We start from the raw sequence: 18,522 nt of genomic DNA, 5'->3' as shown, positions 1-18,522 counted from the left end.
ATCACTGGCCTCGCCGGTCTCCTCAGCAGACGAAGCAATACCAAGCGCCGATTGAGCCGCATCGACCGCAGCATCCTCGTCCTGCTCGGTTTCCAAGTCCTCGGTGCGGGCGACCTGCTCGACGTCGACATGGAAGAGCAGCTGGACGCTTTCCTCCTTGATGGCCTCGATCATCGAGTTGTACATCCGGTAGCCTTCACGCTGGTATTCGACCAGCGGGTCGCGCTGGCCCATGCCGCGTAGGCCGATGCCGTCCTTGAGGTAGTCCATCTCGTAGAGATGCTCACGCCATTTGCGGTCAAGCACCGCGAGCACGACACGCCGTTCGAGCTGACGCAGGCCTTCGGCGCCGATCTTCTTCTCGAATTCGGCGTACTGGGCCTTGGCATCCTCGACGAAGATGTCACGCAGCGCTTCGACGGCCTTCTCGTGCTTGAGGTCAGTGACCTTCTTCTTGGCCTCGCCCATGTCGACGCCGACCGGGAAGACCATGTTCAGGGCCTTGAACAGCCCCCCCCAGTCCCAGTCCTTCGGCTTGTCGGAGCCGTTGTTGGCACCCTTGATATAGCTTTCCGCAGTGTCGGCGATGAAGCGCTCGACATCCTCGTGGATGTCCTCGCCCTTGAGCACCGCTTGGCGCTCGGCATAGATGACCTTGCGCTGCTTGTTCATCACGTCGTCATACTTGAGCACGTTCTTACGGATTTCGAAGTTGCGCGATTCTACGGACTTCTGCGCGGTGCGCACGCCCTTGGAGACGCTCTTCGACTCGATCGGCTCGCCTTCAGGCATGCCCTTGGTCATGACGCGGGCGACGAGCTGCGTGTTGAACAGGCGCATCAGGTCGTCTTCGAGGCTCAGGTAGAACCGGGACTCGCCCGGGTCGCCCTGACGCCCGGAACGGCCGCGCAGCTGGTTGTCGATACGCCGCGACTCGTGGCGTTCGGTGCCCAGCACGTACAGGCCGCCGAGCTCGGTGACTTCCTCGTGCTCGTCCTTGGCCTGCGCCTTCATCTCGGCGAGCGTGCCGGGCCAGCGGTCCTCGTACTCCTGCGGGGTGTCGTCGGGCGAATAGCCTTCGGACTTGAGCTTCTGGTCGGCCAGGAACTCGACATTGCCGCCGAGCATGATATCGGTGCCTCGTCCGGCCATGTTGGTGGCCACGGTGACGGCGCCCTTGCGTCCGGCGACGGCGACGACCGCAGCCTCGCGTCCATGCTGTTTCGCGTTGAGGACCTGATGCTCGATGTCTGCGACGTCAAGCAGCGAGGAGACGATTTCGGAGGATTCGACCGAGGCGGTGCCTAGCAGCACCGGCTGGCCCTTGAGATGGCGCTTTGCCACGTCCTTGACGATGGCGGTGAGCTTCTCCTTCTTGGTGCGGAAGATCAGATCGTTCTTGTCCTGGCGCACCATCGGGCGGTTCGTCGGAATCGGCAGCACGCCGAGCTTGTAGGTGCCCATGAACTCGGCCGCCTCGGTTTCGGCGGTACCGGTCATGCCCGAGAGCTTGTCGTACATGCGGAAGTAGTTCTGCAGAGTGATGGTGGCGAAGGTCTGGTTCTCGGCCTTGACCTCGACGCCTTCCTTGGCCTCGATGGCCTGGTGCAGGCCCTCGTTGTAGCGGCGTCCGGACAGGATACGGCCGGTGTGCTCGTCGACGATGAGGACCTCGCCGTGCGTCACGACATAGTCCTTGTCGCGCAGGAAGAGTTCCTTGGCCTTGATGGCGTTGTTGAGGTAGCCAATCAGCGCCGTGTTGCTGGGTTCGTACAGGTTGTCGATGCCGAGGAAGTCCTCGACCTTCGTAATGCCTGGGTCGAGGATGCCGACGACCTTCTTCTTCTCGTCGACCTCGTAATCCTCGTCGCGGGTAAGCCTGGGGACCAGCCGCGCGAACTGGCGGTACCAGCGCGTCACGTCGCCTTCGGCCGGGCCGGAGATGATGAGCGGGGTACGGGCCTCATCGATGAGGATGGAGTCGACCTCATCGACGATCGCGAAGTTATGGCCGCGCTGCACCAGTTCGTTCTTTTCCCACGCCATGTTGTCACGCAGATAGTCGAAGCCGAACTCATTGTTGGTGCCGTAGGTGATGTCGGCGTTGTACTGCTTGCGGCGCTCGACAGGCTTCTGATCGGTGATGATGCAGCCGACGGTGAGTCCCAGGAAGCGGAAGATACGCCCCATCAGCTCGCTCTGGTAGCTCGCCAGATAGTCGTTGACGGTGACCACGTGAACGCCTTTGCCGCCAAGCGCATTCAAATACGCGGGCAGCGTAGCCACGAGGGTCTTGCCTTCACCTGTTTTCATTTCGGCGATGTTGCCCCAATGCAGCGCCGCGCCGCCCATGAGCTGCACATCGAAATGGCGCTGGCCGAGCGTGCGCTTGGAGACTTCGCGCACAGTGGCGAAGGCTTCGGGCATCAGATCATCAAGGCTTTCCCCATCAGCAATCCGCTTCTTGAATTTGGCGGTCTGCCCCTTGAGCTCGTCGTCGCTCAATGCGGATATCTTATCCTCAAGAGCGTTCACGGCCTTCGCCACGTTCTCCAGCTTCTTGATCTGGTGGCCTTCGCCCATACGAAGCGCCTTGTCGACGATGTCTACCACGTTTTTGCTCCCTGATCCGTCTTGTTCGTTAAAACGAGCATACCCCGGCACCGTTGGGCCGGGCACAAACAGTCTATATAGTACGCGAGTGCGCCGATTTTCATAACAGGCTGGCGTCGATTCGTGCAGCAGCCCCTTTTCATCTCCTGTCGTACGATGTCTGGGGCTGCCTCCCACGGCTTCTTACGGCCTATAATCCGGTCTGCCGCTCGCATACGAGACGCAACGAGGGGCTGTACATCGCATTGATGTACAGCCCCTCGTCCTTGTTAGTTTTGCGGGATTTCTGCCATCATTCCCCGGGAACACGCTCGCTGAAGGCGAATTCCCTAGGTCTGAATTTCAGGTCGACTCTCCCTATGCCGGTTTTCAGCCCTTGATGACTTTGGCGACGTTGTCGGCGGTATCGATCTCAAACACACCGTAGCTCCATCCGTGACGGTGATAGACGACGGACGGGCGGCCGGTCTCCTTATTGACGAAGAGGAAGAAATCGTGGCCGATCAGTTCCATTTCGTACAGCGCCTCGTCGATGGTCATCGGATCGGCGAGATGCAGTTTGCGGCGAATCACAATTGGAGTGTCACCAACCTGCACCTCGACGGACTCGCCGGGTCCCAACTCGGAAGCGATGGCGGCCTGGGGGCTATTGTTCGGCTCTTCGGGCTCTGCCTCCGGCTCCTCGGGCGGAAGGATGGTTCCCAGATCGACCGGGGCCGGGTTGGTGTAGCCACGGCGATGGTCCTTGCGCCGGTCGCGCGTACGGCGCAGCCGCAGCGTCAATTTATCCAGCGCCATGTCAAGTGCGCTGAACTCATCGGTGCTCGATGCCTCGGCACGTACGACGGAGCGACCTGCGATCACGGTGATTTCCACGCGCTCGGCCGTGTCTGCCTGACGAGGATTGCCCTCATGCGAAAGCACAATCTGCGCGCGCTGTGCGTCCGGGGCGATGGCGGTCACACGATTCATCTTGCTTTCGACGACATCGCGGAACCTCTGCTTGATCTGCGTGTGACGTCCGGTTACGACGATTTCCATGTGGACCTCCTATCTCAAGCGGTTTCCCGCTATATGTGTCGGACGGCGTCTTCACTGTCCGGGTACGACTCATTGTAATCGAAGCTTGGGTTAACGCAGCAAGGACTCGCGGCAAACAACTCGTTTCGCGAACGTTATGCAATCGACACCGAAAGTCTTGCTACAATGAAGTGGTTGAGATCCTTCGGTGGCCGCGGACACGCTTATGGCGGGTCTGAGGAACTTCCGGGCTCCACAGGGCACGATGGCGGATAACGTCCGCCCAGGGCGACCTGAGAGATAGCGCAACAGAGAACAGACCGCCTGGCCGCAAGGCCGGGTAAGGGTGAAACGGCGGTGCAAGAGACCACCGGGCCCCTGGCAACAGTGGGTCGCATGGCAAGCCTCATCGGGAGCAAGGCCAAGCAGAAGGCGTAAAGAGCTGCTCGCTCGGGCCTTCGGGTAGGCTGCTAGAGCCTGGCGGCAACGTCAGGTCGAGATGGATGGCCATCCGTGCGCTTTGGCGCACGACAGAACCCGGGGTATGAGGGGTCTCAACACTCCTTAGTTTTTTGTTTTGCCGCTGTCTCATTTCATTGGTAAATAAGTAGTCTTCATAGCAGGTTTCGTGACCCGTGACTTCCGTGCCGTAACCAGTGGCATACGTTGATCTAGGCAAGCAGCCACAGTGTCACTGTCGCAGCAATGATGCACAGCGGCACGCTGATCAGACCAATGGCGGTGAATCTTGCCAATTCTACGCGACGCCCGCGTTCCTGGAGAGTTCTTCTCCACAGAATCGTCGCCAGCGACCCGGCATAGGTCAGATTCGGGCCGATGTTCACGCCAATCAGGATTGCCATGACCATAATCAAGCCGTGGCTCGCCGCCAAGGGAATAAGCAGCATCGCCGCAGTCAGATTATTGAGCACATTGGCCGAGAGCGCTGCAACGCCTGCGACCAGCAGCAGCACTGGCAGCGAAGTCCCCATGGAGAACAGCGGAGCGATCAGATTCCCCAACCCATTGCCCGACAGCGCCGCGACCACAACAGCCAAGGCCAGCACGAACAGCAGGAAGGAAGGATTGGCGTCGTTCCACGCCTGCAGCAATTGCTCTCGTGCCGAAGCCCGCCCCGCTGCGGCACGTCCTATAGTCAATGCTATGCAGCCGAAGGCAGCGAACCAGAATGGGCTGAGTCCCAGCTTGCCCGAAATCATGAATCCCGCAAGCGTCATGCCGACCACCACAATGGCCAGCAACGGAACGTGCTCATCATCCTTGGGCGCGTTGTCATCTGCCGAGCGGTTCCCGGTCGTTTGCAGACGCCCCGAGTCGCTTGCATCGTAGTGCCTCGAAGACAGCATCGTGCCAAAGCCGCAGCGCAGCACGGCGAATTCCGTTCCCACAGCAGCCAGCCATGGCAACGCCATCATGACCACGAAGTCAAGAAAATCCAATCCCGTGTTCTGCATAGCGAGCAGATTCGTCAGATTCGATACTGGAAGCAGCAGTGAGGCCGTGTTGGCCAGATGACAGGCAGCATAAGCATATGGCCGATAGTCCAGCCGCATGCGCTCCGCCGTGGCCAGTATGACCGGGGTCAGCAGCAGCACGGTCGTATCCAGACTCAAAGACGCTGTGACGAACGCGGCCATGAGAAAACACAGGACGAAAAGTTTTCCCGGCCTGCCCCGCGACAGCCTACCTATAATGTCGGCACAATATACGAACAGCCCCTCCCGCTCGCATAATCCGGCGAATATCAGGCAAAAGCCAAGGAACAACACTGTCGGCATCAAGCTTTCGGCTTGGGCGAAGGCGACAGACGGCGTTGTAGCGCCAATCACGATGAGAATCGCAGCCCCGAGCAAACCGACGAACCCTTCAGGCAATCCACGAGGCTTGAGCACGACCACGGCAAGCAGCGCCATAAGCACGATCGCCGCAACGACTTCAAAGAGAACCTCGGACATAATGCCCCTCTCATCGCCAAAGACGGCAACCGCCGCAACGGATTACATCATACGCTGCCTGCCGCATAGCCACAGCCGCCAGCGTACAGGGGAGGCAGTTAGACCTCTTGTCCATCATCGTCAAAGAGCTGGTGCGCCATGTCGCGCAGAACCGCCGGGTCATGCCCTTTGCGCCCGCCAGCGCTCCACAAACGGCGTTTGCGCACCTGGCGATCAAGCCCACGGGTTTTGTGTTCGACAGAGCGTCCAAGCTCCCACGCCGATTCCTCAAACGCACCGTGTTTGTCAGCCTCATCCACGACCTCGGCGGCCAACGGCCGCTCGACTCCCTTGCGCACGAGTTCGTTGATGGCGCCATGTCGCCCGTACATCCGCCCGATGCAGTAGCGGACTGCTGCTTGCGCATATGCCCGGTCATCGATAAGATTCACCGCGCTCAACCGCTCGATGACCTCTTCGACAACGCCTGGTGCATAGCCTTTGCCAAGCAAACGCGTTCGCAACGCCCCGGATGGGCGCGCCGCAGCGTCCAACAGCGTCAGCGCCGCCTCCCGGCATGCATCCAGACTCTGCGGATCATCAGGCCCGCGCTGCCCCCGCGATTGCGCCCTAGGCGAGGTGTCGTCGGGGTCTCGCGCGTGTCTGCGTGACCGGCGCGTGCCACCATATGGCTTCCGCGAATGCGCATCGCGGAAGCCTGAGTGGCCGAAACTGCTGCGACCGGCACCGTGCAAACCATACGATGATGCCGTTCCAGACCCAGCGTCATGAGCATGCCCAGCGCCGTGAGCGTGCCCAGCAATGCCAGAACCAACAGCATCATCAGGCTGCGAACCGAAGGAACCGGCATGCCGCAGGGGCTCAGCTGCCCCACCCTGAGCGGCTTTCCCTGCCGCATCGCCTTGGGCCGCCAAATCAGCTTCTTTGGCTCGCCTTTCGGGCTGCTCCGTCTCCGGTTCGCCCTCTTCGGCAACAGGCGTGTGGCTGCTCAGGAACTCTTCGGCGCTGATCATCGGCTATGCCTTGGCTGCGGCGGCCTTTGAGGCTTTGGCCTTGGAATCGCCAGCCTCGCCCGCGCCGGCTGCGTCATGAGCCGCATCACCGCCGTCTGCGTCACCACCAGCTGCGCCATCAGCATCGTCAGGGTCCGGCGTGTCGTCGGGAAGCAGCCCGAAGGCGATTTTCACCTTGCGCTCAATCTCGTCGGTGATCGCCGGATTGTCCTTCATGAACTGCCGCACGTTCTCGCGGCCCTGACCAAGCTGCTCGCCGTCGTAGGTGAACCAAGAGCCGGACTTCTTCGCCACATTGCATTGCAGCGCCATGTCCAGCACGGAGCCTTCCTTCGAGATGCCCTCGCCGTAGAGCACATCGAATTCGGCGAATTTGAAGGGCGGCGCCATCTTGTTCTTCACCACTTTGACCTTGGTGCGATTGCCCACGGCCTCATCGCCGTTCTTCAGCGTCTGGATGCGCCTGATGTCCAAGCGGACCGAGGAATAGAACTTCAGCGCCTTGCCGCCGGTGGTGGTCTCGGGGCTGCCGAAGAACACGCCGATCTTCTCACGCAACTGGTTGATGAAGATGGCGGTGGTGCCAGCCTGCGCCAGCGCACCGGTCATCTTGCGCAGCGCCTGACTCATCAGCCTCGCCTGCAAGCCAACGTGGCTGTCGCCCATTTCGCCTTCGATTTCGGCCTTGGGCACCAGTGCCGCCACCGAATCAATGACGATGGCATCCAGCGCGCCGGAACGAATCAGCATGTCAGCGATCTCGAGCGCCTGCTCGCCGTTGTCGGGCTGCGAGACGATCAGCGAGTCCGTGTCCACGCCCAAATGCTTGGCATAGACCGGATCCAAGGCATGCTCGGCGTCGATGAACGCCGCCACTCCCCCGTTCTTCTGCGCATTGGCGACCACATGCAGCGCCAGCGTCGTCTTGCCGGAGGACTCCGGACCGTAGATCTCCACGATGCGGCCACGGGGCAGCCCGCCTATCCCCAAGGCCATATCCAGTGCAAGAGACCCGGTGGGGATGACCTCGACGTCTTGCGCGGGCTTGTCGCCCAAACGCATAGCCGACCCCTTGCCGAAGCTCTTCTCGACCTCCTGCAGCGCGGTTTTCAGCGCGGCCTGCCGCCGCGGATCCTCGCCGCGTAAATCTGTCACGTTCGCCTTCGACGCGACTTTTGCCTGTTGTGCCATGTCTGCTCCTTACGTTGTACAGCTCTCGTCACATCCCACGGTATGGCGTGACATGCCGCCTCGGCAATCCCGACAGACCATTGTGGTCGAAGGCTTGCCATTTCGACACGCCGAGCGTCTCTCGTCTCACAGGACCCTCAGCCGCTGAATCCGAAGCGGCTGCAGAGCCGTTGATAACTGGAAGCCGCCAGTGTGTGGAAGCCGCCGATGCATGATCTGCGCTGAAAATACTATAACCCAGCATACGAACATTTGTTCGAACATGCTACGGAGAACACGGCGTGTCGTCAGCAGCCACAGCAAGCGTCGTTCACCGCACTGGCATCGCGGAGCCCAATCAGCGCGCTGGCAGCGGAGGCGCGTTGTGATCTCTGCCCCATCGCTGCGAATCAGGAACATCCATCTGGTCGCACAGCACATTCCAGACGACGCGCGGCTCGACACCCGCTGCGAGAGCCTGCACCACGCTCATACCCTCAAGCGCGGTGAGCTGCTGGTCATGGGCAAGACTGCGGCCATAGCTGCGGCCGAAAATCTCCTCAAGCAGCTCCCAAAACTCCCGTTCGCGCACAGCACCTCGATCTCATAGTTCCTGCCATATCTCGTCTCAGCGAATTCTACTCCGCCACAACTACGCACGCCGTTGCTTTCGCATACGCACGACTTGCATACGCACGAAAAACCCGCCATCCACAGGTGGCGGGTTTCGTTGTCGTTATACTGCCGGAGACGACGCGATGCTCACAGCTCGACGGAATCGAGATAATCGGCGACCATGCGCAGCATCTGCGCAGTGCTCAATCCCAGCGATTCGGCGATCGAGCCAAGCAGCTCGGAGCTGGCCTCCTTCTGCCCACGCTCGACTTCGGAAAGATAGCCGAGCGAGACGCCGGCCTTTTCGCTTACCTCGCGCAGCGTCTTATGGTCCTGCGTGCGCAAATCGCGCAGCACATGCCCTATTGCCTCGCGCAGCGACATATCTCTGCTTTCGCTGGTGGACTCGCGTTTGCGCGAAGCCGCCCTAGGCTTGGACTGCTGCTCGGCGTCCTCGGCCTGCCACATGCGGCTGAGCGCAGCCTGCCGCTCATCCTTGGCCTTCTTCGCAGCCCGCGCGCGTATCACCTGCTGCTGGGCGAACATCACCGCCCTGCGCTGTGCGGGAGTCAAATCGCGCATACGCGCATTGCCCGCCTGAACCGGCCGTGTCGACAGAGTGGTTACATCCGTCTGTTCGTTGGTGCGTGTCATCGTGTCCATCTGCGCCATTCCTTTCGGCTCGTGTTCGTAAGGCTTACACTATGAACAACACCGGGAAGACGAGATTATTCCTGTGAATTCACTGTTAGTTCGCTTAGGTTTTCCAAAACATGCAGCACGCTTTGCTGGCGCACCGCCTCGCGCGAACCGTGGCAGTGCAGCTCCCGCACAATGGTTTGCGGTTGCCGGGAAGCTGCGAACACGGCCGGAATCGCCAGACCGATATAGACCAGCCCCGCAGGTTTGCTGCCGTCCGGGCCAGGCCCCGCAACGCCGGTGGTCGACAGCCCGATGACAGCGTCATAGCCCGGCTGGTGGTAGAGATTCGCCGTGGCCTGCGCCATCTGACGCGCCACCTCGGGATACACCGCGCCTTCGCGCCGCAGCAGCTCGGCGTCCACGCCCAGAATCGAGGCCTTGGCGGCGATGTCATAGGTGACCGCCGAGCCAAGGAACACCGCCGAAGCACCCGGCACACGCACGAAGGCGTCGGCCAGCAATCCCCCAGTCAGCGATTCCGCAACGGCTATTTTCACGCCGAGTGTCTTGCAACGCGCGAGAATCTTTGCGGCAAGCGCGTCGCAACGGCCCTGCATATCCGATTCACCATCGGACGTCTCGGCGCGAGACACACTGGCTATGCCAGCCATACCAGTCATGCCGACTGATCGCCACCGGCCGAGGACGCGGATCGCCGCCCGCCGAAGGTGTTGATCAGATACTCCCCGCCGGAATACAGACATAGAGCGAGCGCGATATAGATAATCGCCTGCGTGACGCCATGGTAGACATTGACCCAGGTAGGGACCTCATCGCCCGAGGCAAGCGACCACATGGGCGTCAGCAGCATGCCCAAGCCGACGCATTCGGTCAGGGTCTTGTATTTTCCTGCCCGCGAAGCGGCGATGACCTTGCCGCCGCTGTCAATGACGAAGAAACGCATCACCGTGATGCCCAGCTCGCGAATCAGGAACAGAATCGTAACCCACCAGAACACTTCGCCGAATGCCGAGGCCACGACCAGTGTGGCCAGAATCAGCAGTTTGTCGGCGATGGGATCCATAAGCTTGCCCAGTTCGGTAACCTGGTCGTACTTGCGCGCCATCCAGCCATCCAGCTTGTCGGTGGACGCGGCGACGACGAAGAGCAGCGCTGCAGCCCATCGCAGCCGCAGGTTCTGCGCTCCCCAAGGGCCGGCGGCGATGTCCGCCCAAAGGAAAATCAGCACCAGCACGATACGGGAATAGGTCACCAGATTCGGTGGGCTATTCCAACCGTCCCATAACGATGTCTTATGTTCATCCCGTGTTTGCATACTATTCACCCTACTGCGAACTCATTACCGCACATGCGCATATCGCTGAAATCGAAGCTGTAATCGGCAAAGTCGACAAAACCAGCAAAATCAGCAAAACCAGCAAAACCGGCGACAACTGCCGCGCTGCTCGAATTATTCGCCCAGCGCATCGTTCGCTCCGTCTGCCGCTCCCGCCGAAGTCTGCAGCGAATCGCTCTCCCCGCGGATGAAGGCGAGCACCTGCTGCAGGTCCTGCGGCTGCACCAGTACCTGCCGGGCCTTCGAGCCTTCGGAAGGTCCTACGACGCCGCGCGATTCGAGCAGGTCCATCAGCCGCCCAGCTTTTGCGAATCCGACGCGCAGCTTGCGCTGCAGCATCGAAGTGGACCCGAACTGCGTGGTGACGACCAGCTCGGCCGCCTGCAGCAGCACATCCATATCGTTGCCGATATCCTCGTCAGGCTCGACGGCATGCTGCTCGGCTTCCTTGGCCATCTGCTCGATGTCGTCGCGGTAATGCGGCTTGCGCTGCGTGCGCACGTATTCGACCGCCTTGCGGATCTCGGATTCGCTCACCCACGAACCCTGCACGCGCAACGCCTTGGCCGACCCCATCGGCAGGAACAGCGCATCGCCCTGACCAATCAGGGTCTCCGCACCCACCGAGTCGAGGATGACGCGCGAATCGGTCGCAGAGGATGTGGCAAACGCCAGCCGGGATGGAATATTCGCCTTGATCAGGCCGGTGACGACGTCGACCGACGGGCGCTGCGTAGCCAGCACCAGATGCACGCCGGCGGCGCGGGCCAGCTGCGTGATACGCTGAATCGAGCTCTCCACATCGTTCTTGGCCACCATCATGAGGTCGGCCATCTCGTCGACCACGACAAGCAGGTACGGATATGGAGCCACCTTGCGATTCGAACCGAGCGGGGCGTGGACCTTACCGGCGCGCACGGCCTCGTTGAAGTCCTTGACATGGCGGAAGCCGAAGAACTGCAGGTCATCGTAACGCGCGTCCATCTCCTTGACGACCCATTCGAGGGCTTGCGCGGCCTTCTTGGGGTCGGTGATAATGGGCGTGAGCAGATGTGGGATGCCCGCGTAGGCCGACAGCTCGACGCGCTTGGGGTCCACCATGATCAGGCGGACCTGCTCAGGCGTGGCCCGCATGATGACCGAGGTGAGCATGGAGTTGATGAAGCTCGACTTGCCCGAGCCAGTGGCACCGGCAACGAGCAGATGCGGCATCTTGGTCAGATCGGCGGTGACGAAATGCCCTTCGACGTCCTTGCCTACGCCCGCGAGCATCGGATTGGCGTCACTCACCGCTTCGTCGGAGCGCAGCACATCGCCCAGATGCACGATTTCGCGGTCGATGTTCGGAATCTCGATGCCAATGGCCGATTTGCCAGGGATAGGCGACAGAATGCGCACGTCGGAGCTGGCCACTGCGTACGCAATATTGCGCTGCAGGTTGGTGACCTTCTCGACCTTGACGCCCGGGCCAAGCTCCACTTCGTACTGGGTGACGGAAGGGCCGCGCAGGAAGCCGACGACTTTGGCGTCCACCTTGAACTGCTGGAAGGTGGAGGTCAGCGCGCGAATGACATTGTCGTTGGCCGGCGTGCGCACGGCATGCGGCTGTCCTTTGGCCAGCAGGTTCAGGTCGGGCAATTGGTACGGAGCTAGGGCATCGTCAGGGATACCGGCGTCATTGCTGTTATCGCTGCCGTCGTCGGCTATCTCACCCGTTGCGGCGTTCACCAGCATGGCATCGCCGCCATCCTGCGCTGGCCCGGGGGCGCCGATTGCCGCCCACGGGTCGGCTATGGCAGAGTCGGGCGCTGCAGCGTGTTCGCCGGAACCGTAGTCGCCGTAGCCTGTCTGTGCAGCATTCCCCGGCGCAGCGCCTCCCAACGCAGTGCTTCCCAACGGATTCAACGCGACCGTAGGCTGCGAATTCTCCGCGTCGTCATATGCGGCGCGGTCATACGTCGGGTTGACGATACGCGGTGAACCGGCGTTGCCCGGCAGGTGCAGATCAGCGCCATCGTACGTTGCTCCGGTTGCCCCGGTACCCTGCGCAGCGCCAGTAGGCGCGTCGACCGCTGGGAACTGGGCGCTCTCGCCGTGGCTGCGCGCAGCCTTGTCGAATGCGGTGTCATTCTCGTAGCGATCCAAGGATCCGCTGTCTGCATCCGCGCCCTTGCGGGAGAAGCGCGACAGGAACTTCGCCCACAGTCCACCCTTCGCCGCCTTGGCGTCCAGCGTCTGCTCCGCCTCGTCCGCGTCATTGTGCGAAGGCACGCCCTGTGCGAAGGACAGCGTGCCCTCGCCGACATGCACCTCGTTCGGGAACTGCTCAGTATCATCATCGGCGTTGCTGGCTGCTGCTCCACGACGACCGAACACGCCGCGAATGCGATCAGGAACCTCATTGACATGCATACGAGTGATCAGCAGCAGGGCGAACAGTGCAGTCACGACGAAAATGAGTACGGCGAAGCCCTCGGACAGGCCCCACGAAAGCGGAGAGCCGAGCGCAAAGCCGAGCAGTCCGCCGGCACCCTGTATCTCGGACATATTGAAGCTTCGCGTGTCCGAAGCCACCAGCGCATCGATAATCGAGCACACGGACCACAGCAACAGCGCCCAGCCGGTCACTACCTTGGCATTGTCCGAATCCGCGCCGCTGTTGCGCATAAGACGTATCGAAAGATAGGTGAGCAGCACCGGCAGCACCACGCTCATGACGCCGAAGACACCCGAGACGAAGGCATGCAGCGCCCGGCCCAGCACTCCATCGACGCGGAACCATTCCGAGGCAACGAACGCTATTGCCAATACCAACAGGATGAAGCACCAGCCATCGTTGCGGTTCTGAGGGTCGTATTCGCCGACGCCGCTGATGGTGCGCACAATTTTGCCAAGCCCTCGAGGCACGGCGAGCAGCGCCTTATGCCAGAACGGCTCGGGTTTGAGCTCGCTGGCGGAGCCTTTGGCATCGCTCGAGGCCCCCTTCGCCTTGGAGCGCGGGGATTTGGCTGTGTTGTTTGATGAAGATGCGGTTCGTGCCATAACGCCCTTGATTCTACCGGCTCCCGTTCCCATCGACTTTTCATCAGATTTCCATCGACTATGATAGGCAGATATGACTCCTGCAGAACGTGCCGTCGCAGTCGCATTTGCCCGCAAGAACTGCGCATTGGAAGCAATGACGCCCAACGACGCCACGAAACGGGCAGCGGATGGCTATGCCTTGGGCAGCTCGGACGTGCGCCAGCTGATCGAGATCGCCGACCGAGACCCGCATGACGCGGCAAGCGGCGTATTCGCCAGAACCGTATTGCTCGCCGAGCGCGGCTGGGAGCCCACGGGCGATCTTTCAGAGCTGCAGGCCATTCACCACGCGCTGTTCGACGGCGTGTACGACGACGCGGGTCTGCTGCGCACCAAGGATGTCAAGGACCACAGCATGCAGCGCGCCGCTGCGCACAGTTCGGGCGATGTAGCCAATGAGCCCGATCGTGATGCCAGCCGTGACGAGGATCCGGAGGCGTTCTTCCCGGCCGGACTTATCGACACTGGGGCGATGAACATCTCCACCGAGCTGAGCGAGAAGCACAATCTGCGCAATCTCGATCGCGACGATTTCACCCATGAATTGGCGAAGATCTATGACGAGCTGGGCTATCTGCATCCCTTCAAGGGCGGCAACGCGATGGTGCTGCGTATCTTCGCCTCGCGGCTGGCACATGACGCGGGCTGGGATCTGGACTGGGGCCCGGTGAGCCGGCAAGCCTACAAGCACGCGAAGCGGCTGGCCTATACCGGCGATATCAGCGGCTTCGAGCAGCTGTTCGCCGCTATTCAGCGCCCGGTCAATCCCACGCGCGTTTTTCTTATTGCCGGCTGGGACCAGGGCCCGGCGCACTGACACGCTATATGTACGCTACGCTTCGGCCACATCGCCTGCTTCGGCCACATCGCCCACATCGCCGAGGTGATGGTGAGCGTAGCCGGTCGCATTCGCGTCATGCTCGTCAAAGGCTCCCGCATCCGCCTGTTCGATAACCGCAAGCGTATGGTCCACCAGCTGCGGGTCGAGCGCATTTAGCCAGTGAATGCGTGGGTCGCGCCCGAACCAGCCCATCTGCTTGCGCGCCAGCCGCTTCGTGCGCTGAGCGATCTGTGCGAAGGCCTCATCCTCGCTGATAGTGCCGTCGAGCGCCTCAAGAATCTGCTGATAGCCCAGCGCACGCGCCGCAGTGACCCCCAGATGGGGCCGCAGCCGGCGCACCTCATCAACGAATCCCGCCTGCCGCATCGCCTCGGTGCGGATATCGATACGCCGGTCGAGCTCCTCGCGCGGCAGGTCCAGCCCGATCTGCACGGCGGGCATGACGTAGCGATACTGCGGCAGACTCGCCGAGTATGGCTTCCCCGTAATCGCAATGACCTCCAAGGCGCGAATCGTGCGGCGGGGATTATGCGGGTCCATGCGCGCTGCGGCCTGCGGATCCTTGGCCTGCAGCTCGGCGTACAACGCGCCCGGTCCTTCAACGCGCGAGCGTTCCTCTAGCTGTGAACGCACGGTCGGGTCGGTCGCCGGGAAGGAAATGTCGTCAATCGCGGCACGCGCGTACAGCCCCGATCCTCCGACGAGAATCGGGCGGATATTGCTCTGCTGCAGTTGCGCGATGCGCGCCGTGGCGAGCTGCTGGAATCGCGCCACGCTCATAGCGTCGTCGGGCTCGATGATGTCGATGAGGTGGTGCGGCACTGCTTGGCGCTCCTGTGGCGTGGCCTTCGCCGTGCCGACATCCATGCCGCGATACATCTGATAGGCGTCGGCGTTGATGATTTCCGCCGTATCCCCCCGCTCACGCAGAGTTTCGGCGAGCGCGATGGCGAGTCCGGTCTTGCCCGAGGCGGTGGGGCCGATGATGGAGACGACCTTGCGTGCGGTGCTGCTCACCGCGTCCAGCTCGGAGTTGCTGCCGCCGGCGGCATCGCGCGCCAGCACCGGCACCGAAACACCGCTCTCAGATGCCGTGGCCGTCTTTGCGCCCGCTTCCGCACCCAGAGCCGCGCCGGATTCCCATATTGCATGCATATGCGCGATTGTAGCGATGCGCCGCCACCGGACTGAGCGACACGTTGCGCCTGCAAGCCGCGCATATGCGCCGTATGTGTTCAGAAGGGCGCATATCCATGAAACTATCCAGTCAACCGTCAGCGCCATGCGGCTATGATAGGGAACCGTGATATTAGACCGTCATGACCGCATCAACACCGCCGAAATGCAGGCGAGGCTCGAAGCGGCAAACGCCAACAGGACGTCGTTCAACGGTAGCGAGATCACCGAATTCGTGGATCTCATGCAGGTGTACGAGGGGGCGATGTACGAGATCAGCACGAAGCTGGATGTGCTCGACAGCGAGTTCCAAGTGCGCTTCGAGCACAATCCGATTCATCATTTGGAGCGCCGGCTCAAATCCGTCGATTCGATTCTGGAGAAGCTCAGGCGCAAGGAGCTGCCGCCGACCACCCAGTCCATCAAGGACAATCTTTTCGACGTGGCCGGCATCCGGGTCATCTGCAACTATCGCGACGACGTGTACTCGGTGTCGAACTATCTTTCGGCGCAATCCGACATTCAGGTGCTGCGGGTCAAGGACTACATCAAGAATCCGAAGCAGAACGGCTACCGCAGCCTGCACGTGATCTACGCAGTGCCGGTGTTCCTCTCCTCCGGGGCGCACTACACGCCGGTCGAAGTGCAGTTCCGCACCATCGCGATGGACTACTGGGCCAGCTTGGAACACGCGCTGCGCTATAAGACCGACCTGCCCGACGCTAGGCTGAGCGAGCATTCGCAGACCCTGCTCGACTGCGCGCGCAGCCTGCAGAACGTCGAGGCGCAGATGCAGAACATTCATCGCGACATCAACGGAGCGCCCCAAGGCGATGAGGCGCCGCGCCGCAGGGCGCAGGACAAGGGGTAGGGCACGCGCACGAATGCGGTAGCCGTAGGTGTGTCAGCGTCAGTCAGCGCCAACCCGCGTCAGCGTCAGCCGATCTCAGCCAGCGTCAGAAGTTGAAGTTGTCGGGGTCGGCACCGGTGCGCGTATCAGTGTTCAACGCGCCGATGGCCTTCATATCGTCTCCGGTCAGCTGGAAATCGAAAACGTCGAAGTTCTGGCGGATGCGCTCCGCGTGCGTCGATTTCGGAATGACGATCAGGCCGCGCTGCAAGTGCCAGCGAATCACCACTTGCGCCGGAGACTTGCCATAACGCTCGGCAATCGAGGCGAGCGCGGGATTGGACAGCAGCGTGCCGCCGGTGCCGCCCAGCGGGCTATACGCCTCCACGTTGATGCCGTTGGCATGTGTGAAGTCGATGACATCTTGGTTGGCGAACTGCGGCGAGGACTCGACTTGATCGACCGCCGGCTTGGTATCGCTGATCGACAGCAGCGACTTAAGGTGATGCGGCTGGAAGTTGCTCACGCCAATCGCCCGTACGCGCCGCTCGGCGTACAGCTCGGCCATGGTCTCCCACGCCTGCTCCCAGCCGTCGACCGGCCAGTGGATCAGATACAGGTCGATGTACTCCGTGCCGAGCTTCTCCATGCTCCGGTAGAACGCCTCTTTGGCTATGCCGGCGCGCGCGTCGTCATTCCACAGTTTCGTCGTGATGAACACGTCATGCCGCTTGAGTCCCGACTGCCGCAGGCCCTCGCCTACTGATTCCTCGTTGCCGTAGGCTGCGGCGGTGTCGATGTGCCGGTATCCGGCCTGCAAAGCCTCGCGCACTGCGTCGGTGGTCTCCTTGCCGCTTTTCGTCTGGAATACGCCCAGCCCCAGCTGCGGTATGGTTACGCCATTATTCAGTGTGATGGTCGGGTTCTTGATATCGCTTGTCATGCTTCCTCGATTCAGTAATGTGAATTCGGCATCAGCCATGTTCGTCGTCCGACTGGCCGACTTTCGCCGTGTCGTACTGCGCTGCACTGACCTGTTCGGCCATAGCTCCCATCGTAATCGGGCAGCCAAGCGCATCGCTGCGCTCCGAGCTAACATTCAGCACATCCGTCTACTCTAGGATGGAAAGGTACGCGAACCAAGGAGTAACCATGACGTTCGGCAGACAACCGCAGGACAATAACAGTCAATTCAATCAGCCGCAATACGGCCAGCAGCAGCCCCAGAACGGGCAGCCCGTCTATCAGATGCCGGCCGGGCAGAATCCCGACGGAACGCCGTACGCCTACGCTGCCGCGCAGGCCGGCCAGGCTCCGATTGACGCGCAGGCCACATACTCCTATGAGCGTGCACAGCGCGTCTCGATCGCTAATGCTTATGGGCAGATGACGCTCGCCCTGCTGGTCACCGCTGCCGTAGCGGTCCTCACGCAGATGACCGGGGCGCTCAACGCCTTTCTCGTCGCGACGGGCATGTTCGGCTGGATCGGACTCGCCATCGTGCAGGTCGTGCTGGCCATAACGCTCGGCGCCCGCATCATGAAGATGAAAACCAGCACCGCGTACGCGATGTTCTACGTCTATGCTGCGCTGATGGGCTTCACGCTCAGCTCGATCTTCATGGTCTACGATCTCGGTTCCATCGGCATAGCGCTGGTCATCAGCGCAGGCTTCTTTGTGGCGCTGACGATGCTCTCCCTGACCACGAAGGTCAACATGCTCAAGGCCGGCCCGATTCTCATGGTCGCGCTGCTTGTGCTCATCGTGAGCCAGGTAATCCTCATGTTCCTCATGCCCTCGGACACCACTATCATGGTGATCTCCGCCGTCGGCGTGCTGATCTTCGCCGGCATGACGGCCTACGACGCACAGCGCACCCGCGCGCTCTTCGCCCAGTACGCGACGAACCCCGACATGATCAAGCGCCTTTCAATCGTCTGCGCGCTGAGCCTCTACCTCGACTTCGTCAACATGTTCCTCTACCTGCTGCGCCTCTTCGGGGGTAGGAACTAGGGGACTATGCGCACTACGCGATTGCATGATTGCGTAGTGCGCACATTTGGCAGGATTCGAATGATTATATAGTCCGCCAACGTTCGATTCGTGCGCACTATGGCTTTGCCCAATCGCGTAGTGTGCACTACGCAAAGCCTTCGACCACATAC

Annotated in this window: 16 protein-coding genes, 1 other RNA gene and 1 pseudogene; 4 read left to right on the top strand and 14 right to left on the bottom strand. The window is 61.3% G+C overall.

Going from position 1 to position 18,522, the window contains the following annotated elements:
- Window positions 1–95: 95 nt before the first annotated feature.
- Both secA and hpf read right to left on the bottom strand, forming a co-directional pair.
- Window positions 96–2,613, bottom strand: a pseudogene (gene secA, locus DDF78_RS05520) (preprotein translocase subunit SecA); the annotation flags it as partial.
- A 369-nt stretch (window positions 2,614–2,982) separates the two neighbouring features.
- Complete coding sequence (gene hpf, locus DDF78_RS05515; protein ID WP_152580755.1) at window positions 2,983–3,654, bottom strand: ribosome hibernation-promoting factor, HPF/YfiA family; 672 nt, start codon at window positions 3,652–3,654, stop codon at window positions 2,983–2,985.
- 175 nt (window positions 3,655–3,829) lie between these two features.
- Between hpf and rnpB the strand changes: the two genes are divergently transcribed.
- Window positions 3,830–4,194, top strand: an RNA gene (gene rnpB, locus DDF78_RS05510) — RNase P RNA component class A.
- Between the two features lie 110 nt (window positions 4,195–4,304).
- On the opposite strand, the gene DDF78_RS05505 is transcribed toward rnpB, so the two are convergent.
- From DDF78_RS05505 to DDF78_RS05470, 9 genes are all read right to left on the bottom strand, one after another.
- A complete protein-coding gene (locus DDF78_RS05505; RefSeq protein ID WP_152580756.1) occupies window positions 4,305–5,609 on the bottom strand; it encodes an SLC13 family permease in 1,305 nt (434 codons plus the stop codon).
- 98 nt (window positions 5,610–5,707) lie between these two features.
- The gene (locus tag DDF78_RS12110; RefSeq protein WP_415481587.1) at window positions 5,708–6,412 is read right to left on the bottom strand and encodes a regulatory protein RecX; all 705 of its coding nucleotides are present in this window, start codon (window positions 6,410–6,412) and stop codon (window positions 5,708–5,710) included.
- Between the two features lie 213 nt (window positions 6,413–6,625).
- On the bottom strand, window positions 6,626–7,813 hold the full coding sequence (recA, locus tag DDF78_RS05495; protein WP_152580758.1) for a recombinase RecA: 1,188 nt from the start codon (window positions 7,811–7,813) through the stop codon (window positions 6,626–6,628).
- A gap of 337 nt (window positions 7,814–8,150) precedes the next feature.
- Window positions 8,151–8,384 carry a DUF3046 domain-containing protein gene (locus DDF78_RS05490; protein ID WP_152580759.1) on the bottom strand — a complete coding sequence of 78 codons (234 nt, stop codon included), beginning with the start codon at window positions 8,382–8,384 and terminating at the stop codon, window positions 8,151–8,153.
- Window positions 8,385–8,554: 170 nt separating this feature from the next.
- A complete protein-coding gene (locus tag DDF78_RS05485; RefSeq protein ID WP_152580760.1) occupies window positions 8,555–9,070 on the bottom strand; it encodes a helix-turn-helix domain-containing protein in 516 nt (171 codons plus the stop codon).
- A gap of 65 nt (window positions 9,071–9,135) precedes the next feature.
- Entirely contained in the window at window positions 9,136–9,666 is a 531-nt protein-coding gene (locus DDF78_RS05480) for a CinA family protein (protein WP_152580848.1), read from the bottom strand.
- Window positions 9,667–9,725: 59 nt separating this feature from the next.
- Complete coding sequence (gene pgsA / locus DDF78_RS05475) at window positions 9,726–10,385, bottom strand: CDP-diacylglycerol--glycerol-3-phosphate 3-phosphatidyltransferase (RefSeq protein WP_152580761.1); 660 nt, start codon at window positions 10,383–10,385, stop codon at window positions 9,726–9,728.
- 5 nt (window positions 10,386–10,390) lie between these two features.
- Window positions 10,391–10,537: a hypothetical protein gene (locus DDF78_RS11725; RefSeq protein ID WP_154677511.1), complete on the bottom strand. Its 147-nt coding sequence runs from the start codon at window positions 10,535–10,537 to the stop codon at window positions 10,391–10,393.
- Window positions 10,521–13,448, bottom strand: coding sequence for an FtsK/SpoIIIE family DNA translocase (locus DDF78_RS05470; RefSeq protein WP_152580762.1), 2,928 nt, complete (start codon window positions 13,446–13,448; stop codon window positions 10,521–10,523). The genes DDF78_RS11725 and DDF78_RS05470 overlap by 17 nt, the downstream gene beginning before the upstream one ends.
- 73 nt (window positions 13,449–13,521) lie before the next feature.
- On the opposite strand from DDF78_RS05470, the gene DDF78_RS05465 reads away from it, so the two are divergent.
- Window positions 13,522–14,307, top strand: coding sequence for a Fic/DOC family protein (locus DDF78_RS05465; protein ID WP_152580763.1), 786 nt, complete (start codon window positions 13,522–13,524; stop codon window positions 14,305–14,307).
- Between the two features lie 15 nt (window positions 14,308–14,322).
- Here the strand turns inward: DDF78_RS05465 and miaA are convergent, their stop codons facing one another.
- Entirely contained in the window at window positions 14,323–15,402 is a 1,080-nt protein-coding gene (gene miaA / locus DDF78_RS05460) for a tRNA (adenosine(37)-N6)-dimethylallyltransferase MiaA (RefSeq protein WP_415481590.1), read from the bottom strand.
- Between the two features lie 232 nt (window positions 15,403–15,634).
- Here miaA and DDF78_RS05455 point away from each other — a divergent pair, with 232 nt between their 5' ends.
- Window positions 15,635–16,378: a GTP pyrophosphokinase gene (locus tag DDF78_RS05455; RefSeq protein ID WP_152580765.1), complete on the top strand. Its 744-nt coding sequence runs from the start codon at window positions 15,635–15,637 to the stop codon at window positions 16,376–16,378.
- 85 nt (window positions 16,379–16,463) lie between these two features.
- Here the strand turns inward: DDF78_RS05455 and DDF78_RS05450 are convergent, their stop codons facing one another.
- The gene (locus DDF78_RS05450) at window positions 16,464–17,300 is read right to left on the bottom strand and encodes an aldo/keto reductase (RefSeq protein WP_152580766.1); all 837 of its coding nucleotides are present in this window, start codon (window positions 17,298–17,300) and stop codon (window positions 16,464–16,466) included.
- Window positions 17,301–17,331: 31 nt separating this feature from the next.
- Window positions 17,332–17,463 (bottom strand): hypothetical protein, encoded by a 132-nt coding sequence (locus tag DDF78_RS12200; RefSeq protein WP_272869818.1) that lies wholly within the window; start codon window positions 17,461–17,463, stop codon window positions 17,332–17,334.
- A 46-nt stretch (window positions 17,464–17,509) separates the two neighbouring features.
- Between DDF78_RS12200 and DDF78_RS05445 the strand changes: the two genes are divergently transcribed.
- Window positions 17,510–18,370, top strand: coding sequence for a Bax inhibitor-1/YccA family protein (locus DDF78_RS05445; RefSeq protein ID WP_152580767.1), 861 nt, complete (start codon window positions 17,510–17,512; stop codon window positions 18,368–18,370).
- Window positions 18,371–18,522: the final 152 nt, after the last annotated feature.

It is taken from the genome of Bifidobacterium tibiigranuli (genome assembly GCF_009371885.1).
Classification (GTDB): domain Bacteria; phylum Actinomycetota; class Actinomycetes; order Actinomycetales; family Bifidobacteriaceae; genus Bifidobacterium; species Bifidobacterium tibiigranuli.
Note: the sequence above shows the minus strand (reverse complement) of the source record. Positions and strands in the feature narration are given on the sequence as shown.

Coding starts and splice junctions, on each gene's coding strand:
- hpf (WP_152580755.1), bottom strand. CDS start 3,654: ATGGAAATCGTCGTAACCGGACGTCACACGCAGATCAAGCAGAGGTTC.
- pgsA (WP_152580761.1), bottom strand. CDS start 10,385: ATGCAAACACGGGATGAACATAAGACATCGTTATGGGACGGTTGGAAT.
- DDF78_RS05450 (WP_152580766.1), bottom strand. CDS start 17,300: ATGACAAGCGATATCAAGAACCCGACCATCACACTGAATAATGGCGTA.
- recA (WP_152580758.1), bottom strand. CDS start 7,813: ATGGCACAACAGGCAAAAGTCGCGTCGAAGGCGAACGTGACAGATTTA.
- DDF78_RS05470 (WP_152580762.1), bottom strand. CDS start 13,448: ATGGCACGAACCGCATCTTCATCAAACAACACAGCCAAATCCCCGCGC.
- DDF78_RS05480 (WP_152580848.1), bottom strand. CDS start 9,666: ATGCAGGGCCGTTGCGACGCGCTTGCCGCAAAGATTCTCGCGCGTTGC.
- DDF78_RS11725 (WP_154677511.1), bottom strand. CDS start 10,537: ATGCGCTGGGCGAATAATTCGAGCAGCGCGGCAGTTGTCGCCGGTTTT.
- DDF78_RS05485 (WP_152580760.1), bottom strand. CDS start 9,070: ATGGACACGATGACACGCACCAACGAACAGACGGATGTAACCACTCTG.
- DDF78_RS05465 (WP_152580763.1), top strand. CDS start 13,522: ATGACTCCTGCAGAACGTGCCGTCGCAGTCGCATTTGCCCGCAAGAAC.
- DDF78_RS05505 (WP_152580756.1), bottom strand. CDS start 5,609: ATGTCCGAGGTTCTCTTTGAAGTCGTTGCGGCGATCGTGCTTATGGCG.
- DDF78_RS05445 (WP_152580767.1), top strand. CDS start 17,510: ATGACGTTCGGCAGACAACCGCAGGACAATAACAGTCAATTCAATCAG.